At 57.0% G+C, this 17,855-nt stretch carries 13 protein-coding genes; 2 read left to right on the forward strand and 11 right to left on the reverse strand.

Annotated features, from left to right (window positions below; translation table 11 throughout):
* Nucleotides 1-49: 49 nt before the first annotated feature.
* Both ACP15L_RS13970 and ACP15L_RS13975 read right to left on the reverse strand, forming a co-directional pair.
* Nucleotides 50-2,101: an ABC transporter substrate-binding protein gene (locus ACP15L_RS13970; RefSeq protein WP_425084632.1), complete on the reverse strand. Its 2,052-nt coding sequence runs from the start codon at nucleotides 2,099-2,101 to the stop codon at nucleotides 50-52.
* A gap of 93 nt (nucleotides 2,102-2,194) precedes the next feature.
* Complete coding sequence (locus tag ACP15L_RS13975) at nucleotides 2,195-3,094, reverse strand: LysR substrate-binding domain-containing protein (RefSeq protein WP_425084633.1); 900 nt, start codon at nucleotides 3,092-3,094, stop codon at nucleotides 2,195-2,197.
* Between the two features lie 263 nt (nucleotides 3,095-3,357).
* Between ACP15L_RS13975 and ACP15L_RS13980 the strand changes: the two genes are divergently transcribed.
* Both ACP15L_RS13980 and ACP15L_RS13985 read left to right on the forward strand, forming a co-directional pair.
* A complete protein-coding gene (locus ACP15L_RS13980) occupies nucleotides 3,358-4,134 on the forward strand; it encodes an HAD-IIB family hydrolase (RefSeq protein ID WP_425084634.1) in 777 nt (258 codons plus the stop codon).
* An 18-nt stretch (nucleotides 4,135-4,152) separates the two neighbouring features.
* Entirely contained in the window at nucleotides 4,153-5,388 is a 1,236-nt protein-coding gene (locus tag ACP15L_RS13985) for a glycosyl transferase (RefSeq protein ID WP_425084635.1), read from the forward strand.
* On the opposite strand, the gene ACP15L_RS13990 is transcribed toward ACP15L_RS13985, so the two are convergent.
* From ACP15L_RS13990 to ACP15L_RS14030, 9 genes are all read right to left on the reverse strand, one after another.
* Complete coding sequence (locus ACP15L_RS13990; protein ID WP_425084636.1) at nucleotides 5,366-7,108, reverse strand: sugar phosphorylase; 1,743 nt, start codon at nucleotides 7,106-7,108, stop codon at nucleotides 5,366-5,368. The genes ACP15L_RS13985 and ACP15L_RS13990 overlap by 23 nt on opposite strands.
* Nucleotides 7,109-7,485: 377 nt before the next feature.
* Complete coding sequence (locus ACP15L_RS13995) at nucleotides 7,486-9,327, reverse strand: V-type ATP synthase subunit A (RefSeq protein WP_425084637.1); 1,842 nt, start codon at nucleotides 9,325-9,327, stop codon at nucleotides 7,486-7,488.
* Nucleotides 9,324-10,016, reverse strand: coding sequence for a hypothetical protein (locus ACP15L_RS14000; RefSeq protein ID WP_425084638.1), 693 nt, complete (start codon nucleotides 10,014-10,016; stop codon nucleotides 9,324-9,326). The genes ACP15L_RS13995 and ACP15L_RS14000 overlap by 4 nt, the downstream gene beginning before the upstream one ends.
* A gap of 1 nt (nucleotide 10,017) precedes the next feature.
* Nucleotides 10,018-10,695, reverse strand: coding sequence for a hypothetical protein (locus tag ACP15L_RS14005; RefSeq protein ID WP_425084639.1), 678 nt, complete (start codon nucleotides 10,693-10,695; stop codon nucleotides 10,018-10,020).
* Entirely contained in the window at nucleotides 10,695-11,138 is a 444-nt protein-coding gene (locus tag ACP15L_RS14010) for an ATP synthase subunit C (protein WP_170324458.1), read from the reverse strand. Before ACP15L_RS14010 ends, ACP15L_RS14005 begins: the two co-directional genes overlap by 1 nt.
* Entirely contained in the window at nucleotides 11,135-12,931 is a 1,797-nt protein-coding gene (locus ACP15L_RS14015; protein ID WP_425084640.1) for a V-type ATP synthase subunit I, read from the reverse strand. Before ACP15L_RS14015 ends, ACP15L_RS14010 begins: the two co-directional genes overlap by 4 nt.
* Nucleotides 12,928-13,533: a V-type ATP synthase subunit D gene (locus tag ACP15L_RS14020; protein WP_170380336.1), complete on the reverse strand. Its 606-nt coding sequence runs from the start codon at nucleotides 13,531-13,533 to the stop codon at nucleotides 12,928-12,930. Before ACP15L_RS14020 ends, ACP15L_RS14015 begins: the two co-directional genes overlap by 4 nt.
* On the reverse strand, nucleotides 13,511-14,872 hold the full coding sequence (locus tag ACP15L_RS14025; RefSeq protein ID WP_425084641.1) for a V-type ATP synthase subunit B: 1,362 nt from the start codon (nucleotides 14,870-14,872) through the stop codon (nucleotides 13,511-13,513). The genes ACP15L_RS14020 and ACP15L_RS14025 overlap by 23 nt, the downstream gene beginning before the upstream one ends.
* A 153-nt stretch (nucleotides 14,873-15,025) precedes the next feature.
* Nucleotides 15,026-17,449, reverse strand: a complete 2,424-nt coding sequence (locus ACP15L_RS14030) for a DUF3141 domain-containing protein (protein WP_425084642.1) — start codon at nucleotides 17,447-17,449, stop codon at nucleotides 15,026-15,028.
* Between the last annotated feature and the right edge of the window lie 406 nt (nucleotides 17,450-17,855).

Genomic DNA, 17,855 nt, shown 5'->3' on the forward strand with positions numbered 1-17,855 from the left:
GGCGTCTGCTGCAAACGCCCCGGAGGAAAATGTCAAACCCGCATGGGGGTTACTGTTCCAGCCACCACTGCGAGGGGCGGTAGGGATAGGTCCAGTAGAAGTCGTAGGTTTTCGACTTGATGGGTTTGACGTTCTGCAGGTCGTTGCGCCAAAGGAAGGGGGCAACGATGTCACCGACGGTGCCGATCTTCAGCATGTTGTCAGTGTGGATCTTAACGATTTCCGCACCGATTTCATTGCTGGTGTCCGAGCCGAACTCAGCCTGGATGAACCGCTCGCTCAGGTCCCACAGCTTCTGGATATCGGCCGGGGGTTCAACACCTTCAGCACCATCGGTCTGTTTCCATGTGGCCCATTTGGCACCGGTGCCTGGGTTGAAGAAGTCACCAAAGGGCGGCACGAAAACGGTGGTATCCTGCGAGATGGTCGGGCCGGCGTTGCCGTCATACTTCCAGGTCGTCAGGTCCAGATCGTTGTTGTTGCCCGATGCGCGGTATTCGTCCGAGGTAACCTCTTTCAGGTCAACGCGCACGCCCACTGCGGTCCAGTAATCCCGCACCAGCTCCATCATTTTCACTGGCACACCCTGCGAGGAATAGACCAGGCGAATGACCAGAGGCTTGCCGTCCGGGCGCTCCAACGTGCCGTCGCCGTCGCTGTCGCTCAGGCCCATTTCGGCCAGAAGGGCCTTGGCGCCCTCGACGTCATAGGCGATGTCCTTGTTCAGCACGTCATCCGAGATGAACGACACGGTCTTGGGCTCGGCCGGAACACCTTGCATCGGAGTACCCTGACCCAGATAGACGATCTCGTTGATTTCATCACGGTTCATCGCCAACGACATGGCACGGTTGAAGCGTACATCGTTGAAGATTTCGCGCAGCACCTCGTCGTTATGGGTGCGGTTGAACGAGAAGAACACGTTTTCACCCAGTGTCGGCGCGAACTGGATCGTGTAGCCGCCTTTGCCTTCGTTCTCTTTCAGCAGCGGGAAGTCTTCCAGGAAGATCGCCTGCTGTTTCCAGACAACCTCTCCGTTCATGACCTTAAGGTTCTGAACTTCCTTGTCGCCGACATAGCTCTCAACGATTTCGTTGATATAGGGCAGCTGGTTGCCCGCAGTGTCGACCTGGTGGAAATAGGGGTTCGCCACCAGTTTGCGACCTTCCGAGGTCTCTTCGACAACGATGTGGCTTTCCAGGGTCGGCACAACCGCACGGCCAATGGCAGCGGCTTTGTCGGCGTCTTTCAGCAGCGGCGAGGGAACGTCTTTCCAATCCGAGCCGCCGTAGTAGAAATCAACCGCTTCGGCGCCGTTGGCGAAACCGTATTCCTGCGCCAGCGCATCGGCGTTTTCGTTGTATTTGGGCATGAACTGACCCAGAAAATGCTTAGGCTGGAACGGCTGGCCATAATCGACGGCAAAACGGTTCAGAATGCCCGGCGTCGGCACCGGGAAGGTCATGCGGACGGTCACATCATCAACCGCCTCAACCTTGATCGGCTCGCCTGCAAACAGCCAGCGATCCGGGGTTTTTTCCAGAATGTCGGTGTTCAGCAGCAGATCATTGTACCAGAAGGCAACGTCTTCGGCGGTGAAAGGTTCACCGTCAGACCATTTGTGACCTTCACGCAGCGTGATCGTCAGAGCGGTTTTGTCTTCGTTCCAGTCCCAAGCCTTGGCGACGTTGGGCACAACCGTCTGCAAGTCATCCGCATAGCGAACAAAGTTCACATGGCGCACGGATAGAAGGTCCGACGTGCCCGACTCGGTCGCTTTCGAGATACCGGTGATCGCGCCGCCATACTGGCCGATGCTCTCATAGGGCATCACGACCAGAGGCTCGGTCGGCAAACGGTCTGCGACAGCGGCCAGGTCGGCGTTGCCCAGAATTTTGCCGTTCAGGTCGGCAATCGCGGGGTTTTCCGAGAATTCCAGGGTGCAGGATGCGGCCGATTGCAGCTCGGCCAGTTCCAACTGCTGCGGGAACGCGGGCTCCAGCCCCATTGGATCAGCGACGGTGGCGACCGGGCAATTTGCAAGCGCGGGAACCGCAATCATTGTTGCGGCAGTGGACATCAGGATATGACGGATCGTCATGACAACCTCCAGGTTTGTTCGACGATCCGGTTAAGGGGCCATTGTAACAATTTAATAATGAGTAAGAGTTTATAGCTTTAAACTATGTCACTCCTATTCGTGAACGCTCGCCAAAGTTTCTTGAGTAATTTCATAGAATTGCCGGACGGTGGCCGACGCAGCCATCGCAGGCATCGAAACCAAAAACTGATGAGCGCTTAGTTTTTGATCGTTAATCGGGATGAATTTCAGATCCTTATCTGCGGCCACCAACTCCGATTCGAAGCCTACCCCTTCGCCCACGCCAGCCCGGACCAGAGAGGTGATCGACCCCCAGGAGCCGAGGCCTAGAATGGTATCCGGCGCGATACCAGCTTCTGAGGCTGCGCGTTCGAAGATCTGACGCGTACCGGCATTCGGCTCCCGCTGTATCAGTCTCAGTTTCGCGACATCCGCCCAACTAAGGGTCTCGACGTCTCGCAATGCACCTTCGCTTTGGGCCACTATGCCGATCCGAAACGAGGCGACCTTTTGGCAATGCATCGTCTCCAGCGGTTCGAGCGCGGTGACAAAGGCGACATCCAGATCACCGGTGCGCAGCAAGGGCAACAGGTCAAGGCTAGCCATTGCACGCGCATTCAGGGTGATACCCGGATGGGTCTGGATAAATCGGGCAATAGGTGGCATGGCGATCTGATAGGTCGAATAGCCCACCCAAAAACTGCCCGACTTCAGGTCTTTCCGAGCGCCAATCGCCAGATCGACCTCGGACTTCAACGCCAGCAGAGCCTTGATCTGCGGACGCAGTGTTTCGAACATTTCGGTGGTTTCAATACCCTTGTTGCCCCGCCGCAAAAAGCGACACTCGGTTTGCCGTTCCAAGGCGACGATCAGGTTAGAAACCGTGGGTTGAGAGACGCCCAACTCTTCTGCCGCAGCCGTGAAACTGCCGGTTCGGGCAACCGCCTCAAGCGCTTTGAGCTGGCGGATGCTCGGTTCTACGTTGCTGGGCATGGTTGGCTTCCTTCGCTCGCGCTGTCGTGCAGGTGATCCGGAACGGGCACAAAGTTCGATGCCCGGATACACTTTCCTAGCTTTATCCGTTTTCCTTTCCCGCGCGTCCAGTGCACATGGGAGTGGGTTAAGTCAGGACTTACCGGTCTAAATTGCCTAATTCTTAATCGTTCTTGCCTGTCTGCTGATTTTTTAAACACTAAATCTGCATGTTCTTCTGATTTGAGATGTAGCCGCGCAATCTCGGATGCTAGTCAGAAGCCATGTCCCGACGCCTGCCACTTCTGGTTTTCTCCGATCTCGATGGTACTCTGCTGAACCATCACGACTATAGCTGGGACGCCGCGCAACCCGCACTAAACCGGCTTCGGGACATTGGCGCGGGGCTCGTGCTAGCCAGCAGTAAAACCGCTGCTGAGATTATTGGCTTGCGCCAAGACATCGGCTTTTCGAACATGCCGTCGATAGTTGAAAATGGTGCTGGCATTCTGGCAACGGGCCACCCAGAAACCGGCGGGCCATCCGAATATCTGAACATTCTGAATATCCTGCAACACCTCCCACCCGGCTTTCGCGGCTTCGCAGATATGAGCGTGCAGGAGGTGAGCGACAGGACCGGCCTTGATCTCGTCGAGGCAGAGAAAGCCCAGGATCGGCATTTCAGCGAACCGGGCGTGTGGGATGGCGCGCCAGAGGATCTAGGTACGTTTATCTCCGAAGCCGGGCGGTACGGTCTAAAGGCCAGGCAAGGCGGTCGATTTCTCACCTTGTCGTTTGGAAAGACCAAAGCAGATGCCATGTCCGACGTGATCCGCCTGTTCAAACCGGAAAGAACCATCGCGCTTGGCGATGCACCGAACGATCTGGAAATGATCCTTGCCGCCGACACTGGTGTCGTTGTCGCAAACCGGCATGGTGCATCCATTCCGGCCCAGGCGCTCGAAGACGAGCAGCGGATATTCAGAACCACACGCGAAGGCCCCGAAGGCTGGGCCGAGGCCATTCTGACCCTCACCGCAGCTGATCACAAAGACAGTTAACCAAGACAGGCAGCCCAAATGGCAGACTTCCATCAAAACGGAAACATCACCACGCTTCACAACCTGCGAAGCCGCCCGGCCGAGCATCTGGTGCACGAAATCTCGGTCTTTGCCGAAACGCGCAAGGTGACACTGATCCTGCCCTGTCTCTACTCTGAACTGGAAGGCCCTGCCCTTGCAGGGATTATCGACGAGCTGTCCAAGGTCAATTACCTGCATCGCATCATCATCGGGCTCGATCAGGCCGACGCAGAACAATACCAAAGCGCCAGAGCGTTTTTTGACCGTTTGCCTCAGAAACATGTTGTGATCTGGAACAGCAGCCCTCGGATGTTGCAGCTGGAAGAACGGCTACGCGACCTCGGCCTTGCACCACAGGAACCCGGCAAGGGCAAAAACGTCTGGTCCTGCATCGGCTATCTGCTGGCCTGCGCCGACAGCTCGGTCATGGCGATCCATGACTGCGATATCGTGACCTACAAACGGGATATGCTGGATCGGCTGGTTTACCCCGTGGTCAACCCAACCTTCCCGTTCCAGATGGCCAAAGGCTTTTATCCGCGCATCGGCGACGGCAACCTGAACGGCCGCGTCACTCGGCTTTTGGTCAGCCCTTTGCTGATCGCATTAAAAAAGGTGATCGGCGATCGGGACTACATCGATTACCTGCGCAGTTTCCGCTACCCGCTTTCAGGCGAGTTTGCCATTCGCACACCGACCCTGCCCGATCTACGCATCCCGTCGGACTGGGGGCTGGAAATCGGCGTTCTATCCGAAGCCTGGAGGAACCTCGCGCCCAAATCCGTCTGCCAGGTCGAGATTGCCGACAATTACGATCATAAGCATCAAAAGCTGTCGCCTGAGGATGCCAACACCGGGCTAAGCCGAATGTCTACCGACATCTGTAAGGCCATTTTCCGCAAACTGGCCGCAGATGGTACCGTATTCACCACAAACACATTCCGGACCCTCAAGGCGACCTATTATCGCTCGGCTCTGGATTTGCTCGAGGGTTACTATACCGACGCAAAGATGAACGGCTTGGCGCTTGATCGCCACACCGAGGAAAAGTCGATCGAGCTCTTTGCCGAAAACATCATCCGCGCCGGGCGGGTCTTTTTGGAGAACCCCCATGAGACGCCGTTTATCCCGACATGGAACCGGGTCCATGCCGCAGATGCCGAGTTCCTGCACCACCTGAGCGAAGCGGTCGCGCTGGATCTGGATGAGTTCACACCGCAGGGGCGTTCGTGATCCAGCGACACTGGTAAGGCGCCAGTGAGAATTCGGACATATTGGCACCAAAGACCTCGCCGGTCAGGGCGTCCATCCATGTTTCTTCGGCAATCAGGTTCACTTCTGTCGGATTAATCTGCACGTGATCCGAAGACACGTTGTGAAGGGCGAAAATGGATTGGCTTCGATCCAGACTCTGCCGCCAGATGCCGAAAACCCTTTCGTCGAGCCGTAGGGTAAACTGCGTCGCATTCGGGTGGAACGCCGACTGCTGCGCGCGAATGCGCAACCGGCGCGACATTTCCGACAACACTCGGGATTGATCCGATCCGGGGTCGGCGAGCTTTGACAACAGGTCCGGATAGTGCCAGCGATGCCGGTTGATCGCCCTGTTCATCCCGCGACGTTCCACCGCCTCATGGTCGTTTGGGGTGGCCAACAGAGAGTGAATGTAGAACGCGGGAATGCCCTCAAGGGACATGACGATGGTTTGCGAGCAGATGAAACGCGCCAGGTGAAACTGGTCTTCGCCGTCAAAGGTCGCGCGCATGGCCTCGAAGAAGGCGCAGTTCAGTTCATAGGGTTCTTCGCGACCATCCGGTAAAGCGCGCATGGAAACCAGCCCGCCCAGGTTTCGCACGGTGTCGATCATCCGCGCCTTTTCTTCGGGTGGCAGCAGGCCTTCTGCGGGCCGCATCCCGATACCATCATGGCTGGCGGTGAAATTCAGATAGGCACACCCCAATTGCGCCGGAGGCATGGCCGCCTGCCAGTCACGCAAGTACCGGGCCGTGCCGGACTGCATGGCGTGCAGAATCAACGGAGGCAGGGGAAAGTTGTAAACCGCATGTGCCTCGTTCCGATTGCCGAAATAGCTTAGGTTTTCGGTACGCGGAACATTGGTTTCGGTCAGCAGGACGACGGTCTCTGTCGTGAAATCGCAAAGCAGCCGAAGCAGTTGCACGATCGCATGCGTCTGAGGAAGATGGATCGAGGTCGTGCCCACCTCTTTCCAGATAAAGGCCACGGCATCCAGCCGCAGGATGCGCACGCCCTTGTCGATATGCAGTCGGATGATCCGAAGCATTTCGATCAGCACCTCAGGATTGCGGAAATCCAGATCAATCTGATCGTGGCTGAAGGTACACCAGACGTGACGGTCGCCACGGCTGGTTTCAACCTGACGCAAAAGCGGCGTGGTTCTGGGCCGTACCACCGGCTGCAGATCATCTTCGGGCGTGGCCTCGAAGAAGAACCTGTCATGCGGCGGCTTTCCCTGCAGGTAGTTGTTGAACCATAGCCCCTGACTGGACACGTGGTTGAGCACAAGATCCGACATCAGGTGGAAATCATCCGCGATACGCGTGATGTCCGGCCAATCCCCCAATTGCGCACTGACGCTGTAGTAATCCGAAACAGCAAATCCATCATCGGACGTGAAGGGAAAGAATGGCAGGATATGCACGCCGTTCACGACCCCTTGCAGATGACGCACAAGAAAATCGTGCAACAGGTCCAGCGGTTTATGAACCTGGTCCTCGATGGAATTGCCGTAAGTGATCAGAACACTGTCCCGCTCTGACCACAGACCATTGCCGGGCTTTCGCCCCTGCTTTCTCTGGTGGTGGCCGGGCGGCCAGAACGCCTGCACAATCTGCTCGGACAATTCTGAATGGTCATGGTCCGGGTAGATACGGATCAGAAGATCCGTCAGTCGCCGGGAGAAATTCTGGCTCATGGTCGTTGTGCTTGGCTCGGCTTCGTCAAATTTCAATTGTTCGCCAGAGCATTAGATCTGTCAAACAAGTCCAATTGCAAGGACGCGCCTTCCCGAGGTTTATCGATCCATCTGCCAGTAAATTGGTCGATGTCAAAGAAAATTGCGCGCCCACGATGTGGCCGTCGCACAAAGCATCCTTCGGATATCGATTATTTTTGACGGAATCATGGATGGGTTTTCAACGCGATGACCTCGAAAGCCATACTACGATTGGCCAAGACACTTTGGCCTTTCAAAAGTTTGCAACAGCTTTGGGACCGATGCTTTATCTAGCCCGAAACCTCACGGACATTGCCCTCAGCAGTCGGCTTTCGCCCTCAATGGCCAGCCACTTGTCAGATGCCGAATTTTTCATGACAGAGATCGGTGATCTGTTGCCAGATTGATTTGAATTCCGGCGTGTTCTCGGCTTCGTAGTGAAAGTTTTTCATCAATCCAGTGAGGTGCGTGAACACCTGCCGCACTTCGGCTTTGTCGGCGAAATCGGCTGTGGATTGGGTGACATCGTAGACCAGCTTAAAGGTCATCTTTTGCCGCTCCAAGGGCACGGTTGCGTCCACCTGGTCAAAGGCATCTTGCTGCAGGTAGACCATGTCCACAAACAGCGCTTTTTGTTGGGTGACAAAATCCTCGATGGTGACACCCTCTTCGCCGGTGACTTGCATCATTTGATCGACCTGCTCACCTTTTTCGATCAACGCCAGCAGGTCCCTGACCTTACCTGTCCAGCCGGGTTCCGCGTTCTTGTCATACCAGTCAGAAAGCTGATCTGTGTAGCGCGACCAGCTGAGCATCGGGTCAACGGCCGGATAGAACCGCTTATAGGCCCGCTCCGAGGACAGGCCGAGAAAGCATTTTACCGTAGACAGAGTGGACTGCGTGACTGGTTCATCAAAGTTTCCCCCAGCCGGTGACACAGTCCCGATCAGGGTCAAGCTGCCCAGATCGTCGTCATTGGTTTTCAACGCGCCTGCCCGTTCGTACAAACCCTTGATCGAGCTTTCCAGATAGGCCGGAAACCCCTCCTCGCCCGGAATTTCTTCCAGTTTGCCGGAGGTTTCGCGCATGGCTTGCGCCCAACGGCTGGTGCTGTCGGCGATCAGCAGAACGTCATAGCCCATCTGGCGGTAATACTCACCCAGCGTGATGCCAGTGAAGATTGAGGCCTCGCGCGCGGCGACCGGCATTGAGGACGTGTTACAGATGATGATCGTGCGATCCATCAGGCTGCCGCCGGTGGTCGGGTCGGTCATCTTGGGGAATTCGTGGATCGTCTCGACCACCTCACCAGCGCGTTCGCCACAGGCCACGACGATGACGATATCTACCTTGGCGTTCCGCGCAATCAGGTTTTGCAGCACCGTCTTGCCCGCTCCGAACGGGCCGGGAATGCAGGCCGTTCCGCCGCGAGCGATCGGGAAGAACGTATCAATCAGACGCTGCGAGGTCAGAACCGGCTCAGTTGGATAGAGGCGTTCGGACAGGGCGCGTTTAAGGATGCTCTCTGGCAAGGGGCGACGTACTGGCCATTTCTGCGACAGGGTGAGTGTGTGTTCACCGCCCTGCTCATCCTCCAGCCGAGCAACGATGTCGTGGATCGTGGCCGCGCCCTTCTGGACCCAAACGACCTTGTAGTCGCCTGTCCAATTGAAGGGCAACATGATCTTGTGGCTGAAGTGGCCTTCGGGCACCGTTCCAATGCTGTCGCCTGCTGTGACCGTATCCCCAACCTTGACCGACGGCGTGAACGACCATTTTGCCTGATCATCCAGCGGTGCAACGTCTGCCCCACGCGGCAGAAATGTTCCAAACTCGCTGGCCACCTTGGGCAGCGGCGATTGCAGGCCATCAAACACCTGCCCCAGCAAGCCCGGCCCAAGTTCGACCGACAGCAACTGGCCCGATTGTTCTACGGGATCGCCGACCGCGACACCGTCGGTACTCTCATAGACCTGCACATCCGCTGTATCACCGCGTACGCGCAACACTTCGGCCTTTAGACGCTCTTGCCTGCCGCCTGGGCCGGGGCGCGTGGGCAGGATGAAAACCACCTCGTTCTTGACCAGCTGTCCGGGTTGGCCCGAGGCGTCGGCGTTGGCTTGGATCTGCACAAGCCCCTCCTGCACCGAAACGACGCGGGCGGTGGCGGTCTGCGTGGCGGGGGTTGGGGCGGTCATGCGTATGCTCCCTCAAAGTCGATATCAGCGACATCGGCCATGGCCTGTTGCGCCAGATGTTCAAATCTCTTGGCCGCATCCTGCGCGTTGCTTTGCGCCCAGCGGTCGAAAATGTTCCATTTAAGCACGTAAATCGCCACCGCTTCGAAATCGAAGTAGTGACGAGATGCGTGCTGTTTCAGTTGCTTGTGACTGACCGATAAGAGCAACCGCTCCAGGCCCAATGGATCTTCGGCGTCCAATAACTGTTTCGCGTCCTTGATCCACGGCATCGCCCCTTCAAGACGGAAATGCGGGTCACCCCAATTCTCGGGGATGTGCCGGCTCCAACGCCCCATTCCGAATACCCCTGAAGGGGGGCTGCCGCCTTGCTTACGCAGGCGCAGTGCAGCAACGGCAGTGCGCAGATCCATGCGCTCCACAAGAATCTTCCGCAAAGTTGGTTGCGGCGTATCCTCCAATGCTTCTTTGCATCGCTTGATCGCCTGAGCATCCGTTACGTCCATGTCATAGCCGCCCCAGTTCAGAGCATGCTCCAACGCCTTCAAAACGCGCGCGTCCTCGGATGTCAGCGCCGTCAAGCGCCGCTCAAGGCGCAGGCGCGACAAGGGCGGCTGTTTGGCTACAAACAACCGTTCCGAGCCCGGTAGGCTGCTGATCAAAGCGATATAGGCGTCGGGGTCCGACATGTTACCGGATCACCCCTTCCAGCACGGCGCGGAAACGAGGTTGCAGATGCTGCATCAACAGCGAAGCCACGGCTTTGTCGGTCAGGTCCAGAACCACGCCCTGATCTTCGGCCCGAACTCGGATACCGCCCTGCGCGTCGTCTGCAGCATGCAATTCAACCTGTTCGCGCAGCATTTCGGCGGTCAAGCCAAGCACATATTTCGTCAACTTACCGGACTGGATGTCATCAGCGTTTTGCTTGATGTCTTCTTGCGTGGCGACCTTTGCGGGCAGGATGACCTGAATCTTGCCCTCAAGATTGGCGCCCTCAGAAGCGCGCCCGACAACCTCCAGGATCATCTGTTTCAGCAGGTCCGGGTCTGCCATTTCTTTGGTGACGAGGCGCGCCACGTCCTCTCGAAACCGATCCGTCAGACCCGCTTTCATGGTCAGAACCGCGTCCCGCATGGCGGTGTTCAGCGCCTCTTCGCCTGCCGCGCGATAGCTGTCGGAGTCGCTGCGGGCCTTTTTCTGGTAGGCATCCGCCTCACGCTTGGCGTTCGCCAGAATCTTGGCCGCCTCGGCCTTTGCATCCGCCCTCAGCTTCTCAGCATCCGCCTGCCCGGCGGCCACACCATCACTGCGCAGTTTGTCGATCAGCGCGTCAACGCCGTGCGAGATCATGCCATCCTGTGCCATCAACTGATCCCCGCGCTGATCACAAGGGCGAAGACGAAGGCGAAGACGCCAAAGCCTTCGATAATTGCCGCCGGAGCCAAGGACAGGCCGAAAATCTCGGGCTTCTCTTTGGTCGCATTAATCGCGGCGGCGCAGGCCCGACCCTGCCAGATGCCGCAATACATCAGCGCGATGCCGGACAGGATGCCGATCCCGAACAATCCGCCCGCGTTTTCCGGCGTTACATCGCGGTTGAGCGTGAACATTATGACGATCCCATAGATCACCATCGTTGACGGAAAGGCCGAGACGCCGACGAACCGACCATAGCCGCCCTCTGTCTCGGTCATGGCACCAATACTGGCCATGCCCGCAATCGAACAGCCAATCGCACTGGCCGCCGCGCCCAGCGCCATTGGGGCGTAGATGCCCAGCCAACCCAATGTCAGAACAAGCTCATTCATTCCTGAACCTCCTTGCGGGCGAACGGACGAAAGACGATGCCTTCGTCCGGCAGGCCCCATTTAAAGAACTCGATGTAATTGAGACGTAAACCGTGGACGACGCCGCTCATCATGGCGAGGGCGAAGTTCAGGATATGGCCGATGATCAGGATCAGCAGACCGAACAAAATGCCCGGCCCTTTCAGCGCGTGGATAACCGAGACGGCCAGATCGTTGAAAGTGATCGCAAGTGAAGCCGATGCCAATCCGAGCGCAAAGAGACGCATATAGCTGAGGACATCTCCGAATGCGCCCATGGCCCCGGCAAGACCCTGCACACCGTCAATAAGACGCCAGAGCCAGTCGATTGGTTTTTTGATCTGCCTCTCGCTGGTAAACAACAGGATCGCCAAAAGACCCGCGCCCAAAATCATCGCGCCCGGCGCCGCTGATTGGCCTTTCATGTTACTGAGCCACAAAACAAACCCGCCGATCAGCGCCGCGATCCAACCTAGATTGGCAACCGCTTTTCGCTGCCCCCATGCCGCACGCGCGGCTAAAGCGTTGGCCAGCACAAGATGTAAGACACCGACAACAATCGAGATCATCATCATCGCAGCGAAGTTATTCAGGTCCAGCAGTTTGGCCTTTGCCAGAAGGGACCCATCGGGCGGTGCGACCCCAAAATAGCTGCCGAGCAACACGCCATAAATGACTGTCGCCCCCGAAACGATGACGCCGTAGCGCCTCCAGGATTGTTGGCTAACCGTCCCGCCCAAACGCCTCCAGAACAGCAACAGGCCCAGCAGAATGACGGCCCCATATCCTGCATCTGCCACGATCATCGCAAAGAAGAACGCGAACGAAGCTGCGACGATCACGCTCGGGTCCCAATCCTTGTAGCCCGGCACTTGGTAAAACAGCGCCAAGTCCACAGCAGCGCTGCGCTGTTCCGGCTGCTCCAGCAATGTGGGCGGGGTGTCATCGGCGCCCGGGTCTTCGATCAGAACGGCGGCATCTTTCGCCCCCGCCATCTCCAGAACCGCATCGATCCGATCTTCTGGCACCCAGCCCTGCAGGGCGAACATCGCCTCTTCGTCGCGGACCTTCTGGGTGGCGTGGGCTAGCTCTGCCGCACTTTCAGCTACGGACAGGTTGCGCCGCATCAGCGTTAGATATCGGGTCTGCGCAACCCTTTCCGCCTCAAGCGCTTCGATCGCGATCTCTGCCTCTTCCAGCTGTGCTTCCAACTCGTGGATCGGCAAAGACCCGGTATGCGTGCGCGGGACCGGCAGGATATCATCGGCCGGTTCGTCTGGCGCAATCAGGACGGCATAGATGAAGCGGTGATCCTGTTCGAGAATGGCCCAAGGCAGCGCCAGACCTTCCAACGCACCCCGGTGCTTTAGGGGCAGTTGGTAAAACCACAACCGGTTGCCCGCAAGAACATCGTCGGGCGGGAAATCCAAATCCCCCCAAGGCTGCACCTGAGCAATCCGATGGGCTAGAAAATCCCTTCGGTCTGACATGTCACGCGTACGCTGCATCAGGTCCAGCACGTCTTTGACGAACTGATCCATCTGGAACTCAGGATCGCGTTGTATTTGCCTGCGAGGCTCGGCTACATCTGTCAGAAAGCGCAGCGCCTTGTATGCTTCATGCGCGCCGCGTTCGTTGACCTTTTCCGGCTCAGCCGGCGGAGGGACCAGGGGCAGCACATGCATACAACCAAGCGCCTGCAGCGCCTCAAGCGTTTCGATCTTCTGCGCCGCCCGTCCCACCAAAGACAGCTTTTTGAGCCGTGCAACACTCATGACACGGCCTCCTGCGCATGTTTGCGCTTGGAGATCTTCGAGCGCACGACGGCCTGCATCTGCTCATCACTCAGATAGATGCGGATCTTCTTGATATTGGCCTTGGCGCGCGGGATCAGAACCTTTTCGAACAGATTGACCCGCTGCGTGATCGTGGCGACGGCCTTGTCGAATATCTTCACCCGCTCTTCCGCCACTTTGACCCGCAGGCGCGCCTCGATCATGTCGTGCAGCAGTTGCGCGGCGGCGTCGACCCAATGGGGCTTGGCCAGCCGTGAATACGGCCGCACCGAAACCTCAATCCGGTCAAGGGCGGGCATCTTTACGCCCACGACATTCACTTCTTTGACCTTGTAGTCTTTCAGCTCGACCAACCCGTCCAGATCAATGCCCTTTTGCGCCAGCATGGGGAGCTTCGCCCCGACCTGTTGCGCCAGATCGCTCACTTCGTCTTCGAGACGCTTTACATCTTCGCGTGCTTTGGCGCGTTCGGCCATCAACTGCTGGCGCTTCAGGTCCAGCGACGGCAGGAACCGCTCATAGCTTTTCAGCTGTGTCTGCTCGCGGGCGAGCGACGACTTATTCAGCTGCAACCGCGCCATCACCATCCTTTGGGAAATACTTGTCGATCAGAGCTTGCTTCATCAGCAATTGCTCAGGCTCAAAACACTCGGCCAGTGTTTTCCAGCCCAGATCCAGCGCGTCCTCCAACGGGATCGAGACGTTGATATCCATGAACCGCTTTCGGAACAGCGCACCGAATTTCAGCAGTTGATGATCGTAGTCCGACAGATCAAAGGCCATCGCCTGTTTCTGCGCGGCATCCCGGCTTTCCGAATAGAGGCGGATCATCGTGTTCATGATCTGCCCGTGATCCTCTCGTGTGGTTTTGCCTATGACGTTCTGCTTCAGACGCGAGAGGCTGCCGAATGGGTCAATCACACCCGAATGCAGGTAGAACTGCCCCTCCGTGATGTAGCCCGTGTTATCCGGCACAGGGTGGGTCACATCGTTGCCGGGCATCGTCGTAACGGTGAGAACAGTCACCGAGCCCCCTTTGGCATAGTCACAGGCTTTCTCGTAGCGCCGCGCGAGCTGCGAATAGAGATCACCCATATAGCCACGCTGTGAGGGGACGCGCTCCTGACTGATGCCCACCTCTTTCATCGCATCTGCATAGGCGGTCATGTCGGTCAGAAGCACGAGAACGCGCTTACCCTCTTCCACCGCGAATTTCTCGGCCACGGCCAGCACCATGTCTGGCACCAGAAGGCGTTCCACCAGAGGGTCCATGGCCTGATTGACGAACATCACAGTGCGCGAGAACACCCCTGCATCCTCGAACGAAGTCCGAAACGTGTGATAGTCATCGAAGATCAACCCCAAGCCGCCGAAGACCACGATATCCGCGTCCGCCTGTATGCCGATGCGGCTGAGGAAGGCGTTGAACGGTTCGCCCGAGACCGAAAAGATCGGGATCTTCTGACTTTCGACCAGCGTATTGAACACGTCGATCATCGGCACGTCGGTGCGGATCATCTTGTTGGGTACGGCCCGTTCGGCCGGGTTCACTGTCGGCCCGCCAATATCGATCCGCGGCTCGGCCGACAGGTCAGGGCCGCCGTCAATCGGCTCTCCCGCGCCGTCAAAAACACGGCCCAGAATATTGGCTGAATACGGCGTCTGCATCGGGTGACCCAGGAAGGTCGCGGTCGCCTCGGTCGAGATGCCCTTGGTGCCCGAGAACACCTGCAGCGTCACCACATCCCGGTCGATAAAGATGGCCTGTGCCAGCGTTTTATGCCCATCGACCGTTTCGATCACCGCCAGATCATTGAACCGAACAGCCGGTGCGCCACCATCGTCAACCGGTACACGAACCTTTATCGTGTCTCCGACAATTTCCAAAACACGTGTATACTTCAAAAGACTCTGAGACATCGCCTACCCTAAGTCGCATGTTTAAGAGTTTAAATTCTTTCCACCTTCGTGCTGCCCACCAAAGCATCAGCGCCGGAGGGATTTATATTGATCTGGCAAACCTGGTTGCCGCCAAGTTAATAGAGATTTCCGGCCTAAAGCAATGAAATCGTTTTAATTCAGACTGGGTTTTGTCTTTACTCTTCGCTTTCTTGGTCGAGCTGGTGATGACTCTGACGCTGGCTTTGCCTCAGTTTCAGCATCCCCATTGTAGTCCAAAACCCGTACAAGCAGATTGGCCATCTCTTCCAGTTCTTTAGAGGGCGTTCGGACTTCACCTATGATGTGTTTGACGAGATCGACGGCTTCAGTGCGCCGCGCTTTGTCCGGCAATAGATAAGGCAACGTTTCGACCGCACCCTTCGGATCAAAAGTGGCGACCAGAGATTGCTCATGCAGAATACGTTGACGGTCGGTGACCGAAAGGCACTTGAACGGCGCTTCGTGGTGAAAGATATGCGCCCAACGGTGTAAAATCTCGGCACGAAAGCCTTTGTGACTGTCAGCCAATAGAACCAGTATACGAATGACCGCCTCGGGTACACCACCTTGCCGCATATGAGCAAGCACCGCGCTGACCTCGGGCAGATCGCGCAAAGTCGCCGGGTCTGGCAAGGTTCGGCGCGTTGCATTCCTTTGCCCGAACCAAGACGCAAACGGCCCACCCCAAATGGCGAAAAAGGACGTCTCATACCAGGCGTCGCGCAAATCTCGGCCAAGATCCATCGACTGCTCAATCCATTCACCGGTGAGTTTTTCCCATTTCAGAAACGGATTTTCAGCATCGGCGGGAGCGCGCTCCGCTCTGGCATTCTGCGCCAGAGTTTCGATTCCTTTCCCCAAAACTGTGCTCGAAGATATCGCAGCGCGTTGTGCTCGCAATGGATGTGCATTTCGCAAAGCCTGGGCCATCACCGGTGACGACAGGGCTTGCACTGCTGGGCGACCGAAGGTTTCATAGGCCCCTGCTTGCACTTCGGACATTTGCGCCACTGCGGCAAAACTGTTCTCATCCTGTCGACCGTCATCCAATGCCGCGACGTCCGACAGCGTTCGTTCGACGAAACGAACTTCGAAGGATTTATCGACCCCGTCCCCTTCGATGCTATCAATGACCATTTCATAGAGGCCGGGCGCCATTGCCTCGACCGTCTCAAGTGTAGAGGCCAAGCCTGCGTGCTCTTTGCGCGCGACTTTGGAGGAAACAAAGATGCCCAGATGTCCCACCTCATCATGAAGCATGTATATGATGCGCTGGCCGCGTACCCGTATCTCTTCTTCGTCAGCATACGTTTCGGCAATCCAGTTCAACGCCTGTTGCGGCGGCGTGATATTGTCGCCATGGCTTGCAAAGACAAAAATCGGCGCCTTGATCGCCTTGAGATCAACGGGAACTCCGGGTTCCAGTTGCGCGGTATTCTTGACCAGCCGGTTTCCGACGAAGAGCTGTTCTACAATCCATCGAATTTCGGCCTCGTTCAGAAGAAAGAACCCACCCCACCAGCGCTCAAAATCGATGAAGCGTTGCCTGCCGGCTTCGGGATCGCGATACAGATCGAAATATTTGCCAAAGTAGTTTCGGCTGGGATTTAGCTGTTCGAAATTCATCACCAGATTGGCGCCATCGAACTTACCATCCCCCAAATCTGACCAGAACATCGGCTGCCAGGTGCCGCCAAGCATACCACCATTGTAGCGCATGGGGTTTTCACCAACTTCACCCGACCATGGTGCAACCGGCGCTCCGTTGAGCACCAAAGGCCCGGTCAGATCAGGGTTGCAGGCCGTCATCAGCAGCGTCGCCCAACCGCCCTGGCAATTTCCTGTCACGACCGGTTGCGGGCTTTTGGGATGACGCGCGCCGACTGTGCGAACAAATCCAGCCTCGGCGTGCATAACGTCCGCCAATGTCTGACCTTCAACCGGATCACGGTCGAAGCTCACAAAATAGACCGGATGGCCCTTGGCTAGCGCCACGCCAACCTGGCTGTCGGACTTGAAACCACCAATACCACCGCCATGACCGGCACGCGGGTCAATGATGATGTAAGGGCGTTTGTGATCGTCCACGTCGATCCCTTGCGGGGGGACGATGCGCAATAGGTGATAGCTACAGGGCCGGTCGAGTTCGGTCCCATCAACGATCACGTCGTAGTCATAGGCAAGCACCGGCGGGCAACCTGCCGCTTCATGTTCGAGGAAAACATCACCACGCTCACGCAAGGCGTCCATCGTCAAGGCGACGCGCTGACCAGCATCCTTGAGATAGTCCGCCCAAGCCGAGCCAGCGGATTTCGTCTGCGTGAATTGCACCGCAAGATCGCGCAGATCGTTTGTCAGGTTCAGAACCCGATCCGAATGGTGCTCAGTTATTTTCTGAGCCTGAATGGTGGCGGCTCGGGACAGAATTTCATACTGAACACCAGATTGATCGAGCACGTTGGAAATCGCGTCAAACAGTTTGCTGTTCACGGCCGTTATGTTTTCACCCGTTGCAAGGTTCGATGCCTTTTCATTCGCGAATGAATTCCGAGCCATTGATCTATCCTTCCTCGGACGATGTTGTTATTACCGTCGATGGGGAGTATGCCCCCGGTCAAATTGAACGCCTCGCTGCTTGCAAGAAACGATGCACAGGTCGACATCTTCGATGGTCGCGAAGTGATGTGTGGGTGCATGCTTTGCTGCAGCGCACCAAAATTGGCTATCCCGGTGACGACGCGGGTTTTCAGAAGGCCTGGCGACATCTTCGCTTTGCGACTGCAGCGCGCGTGCATAACCCCACGCGATCGACCGATCGCTCGCTACTCCGATGACGACAGCTTTTGACCTATTCAGGTGGAACATCGTGGCGCCTCGATTTCTGCAGTGCAGCATAGCACTTCTCAATCGATTCGAAACATTTGAATGGTCAAACTACCTCGCCAACGCTGCGTCAAAGTCG

The organism is Ruegeria profundi (assembly GCF_049800715.1).
GTDB classification, from domain to species: Bacteria; Pseudomonadota; Alphaproteobacteria; order Rhodobacterales; family Rhodobacteraceae; genus Ruegeria; species Ruegeria profundi_A.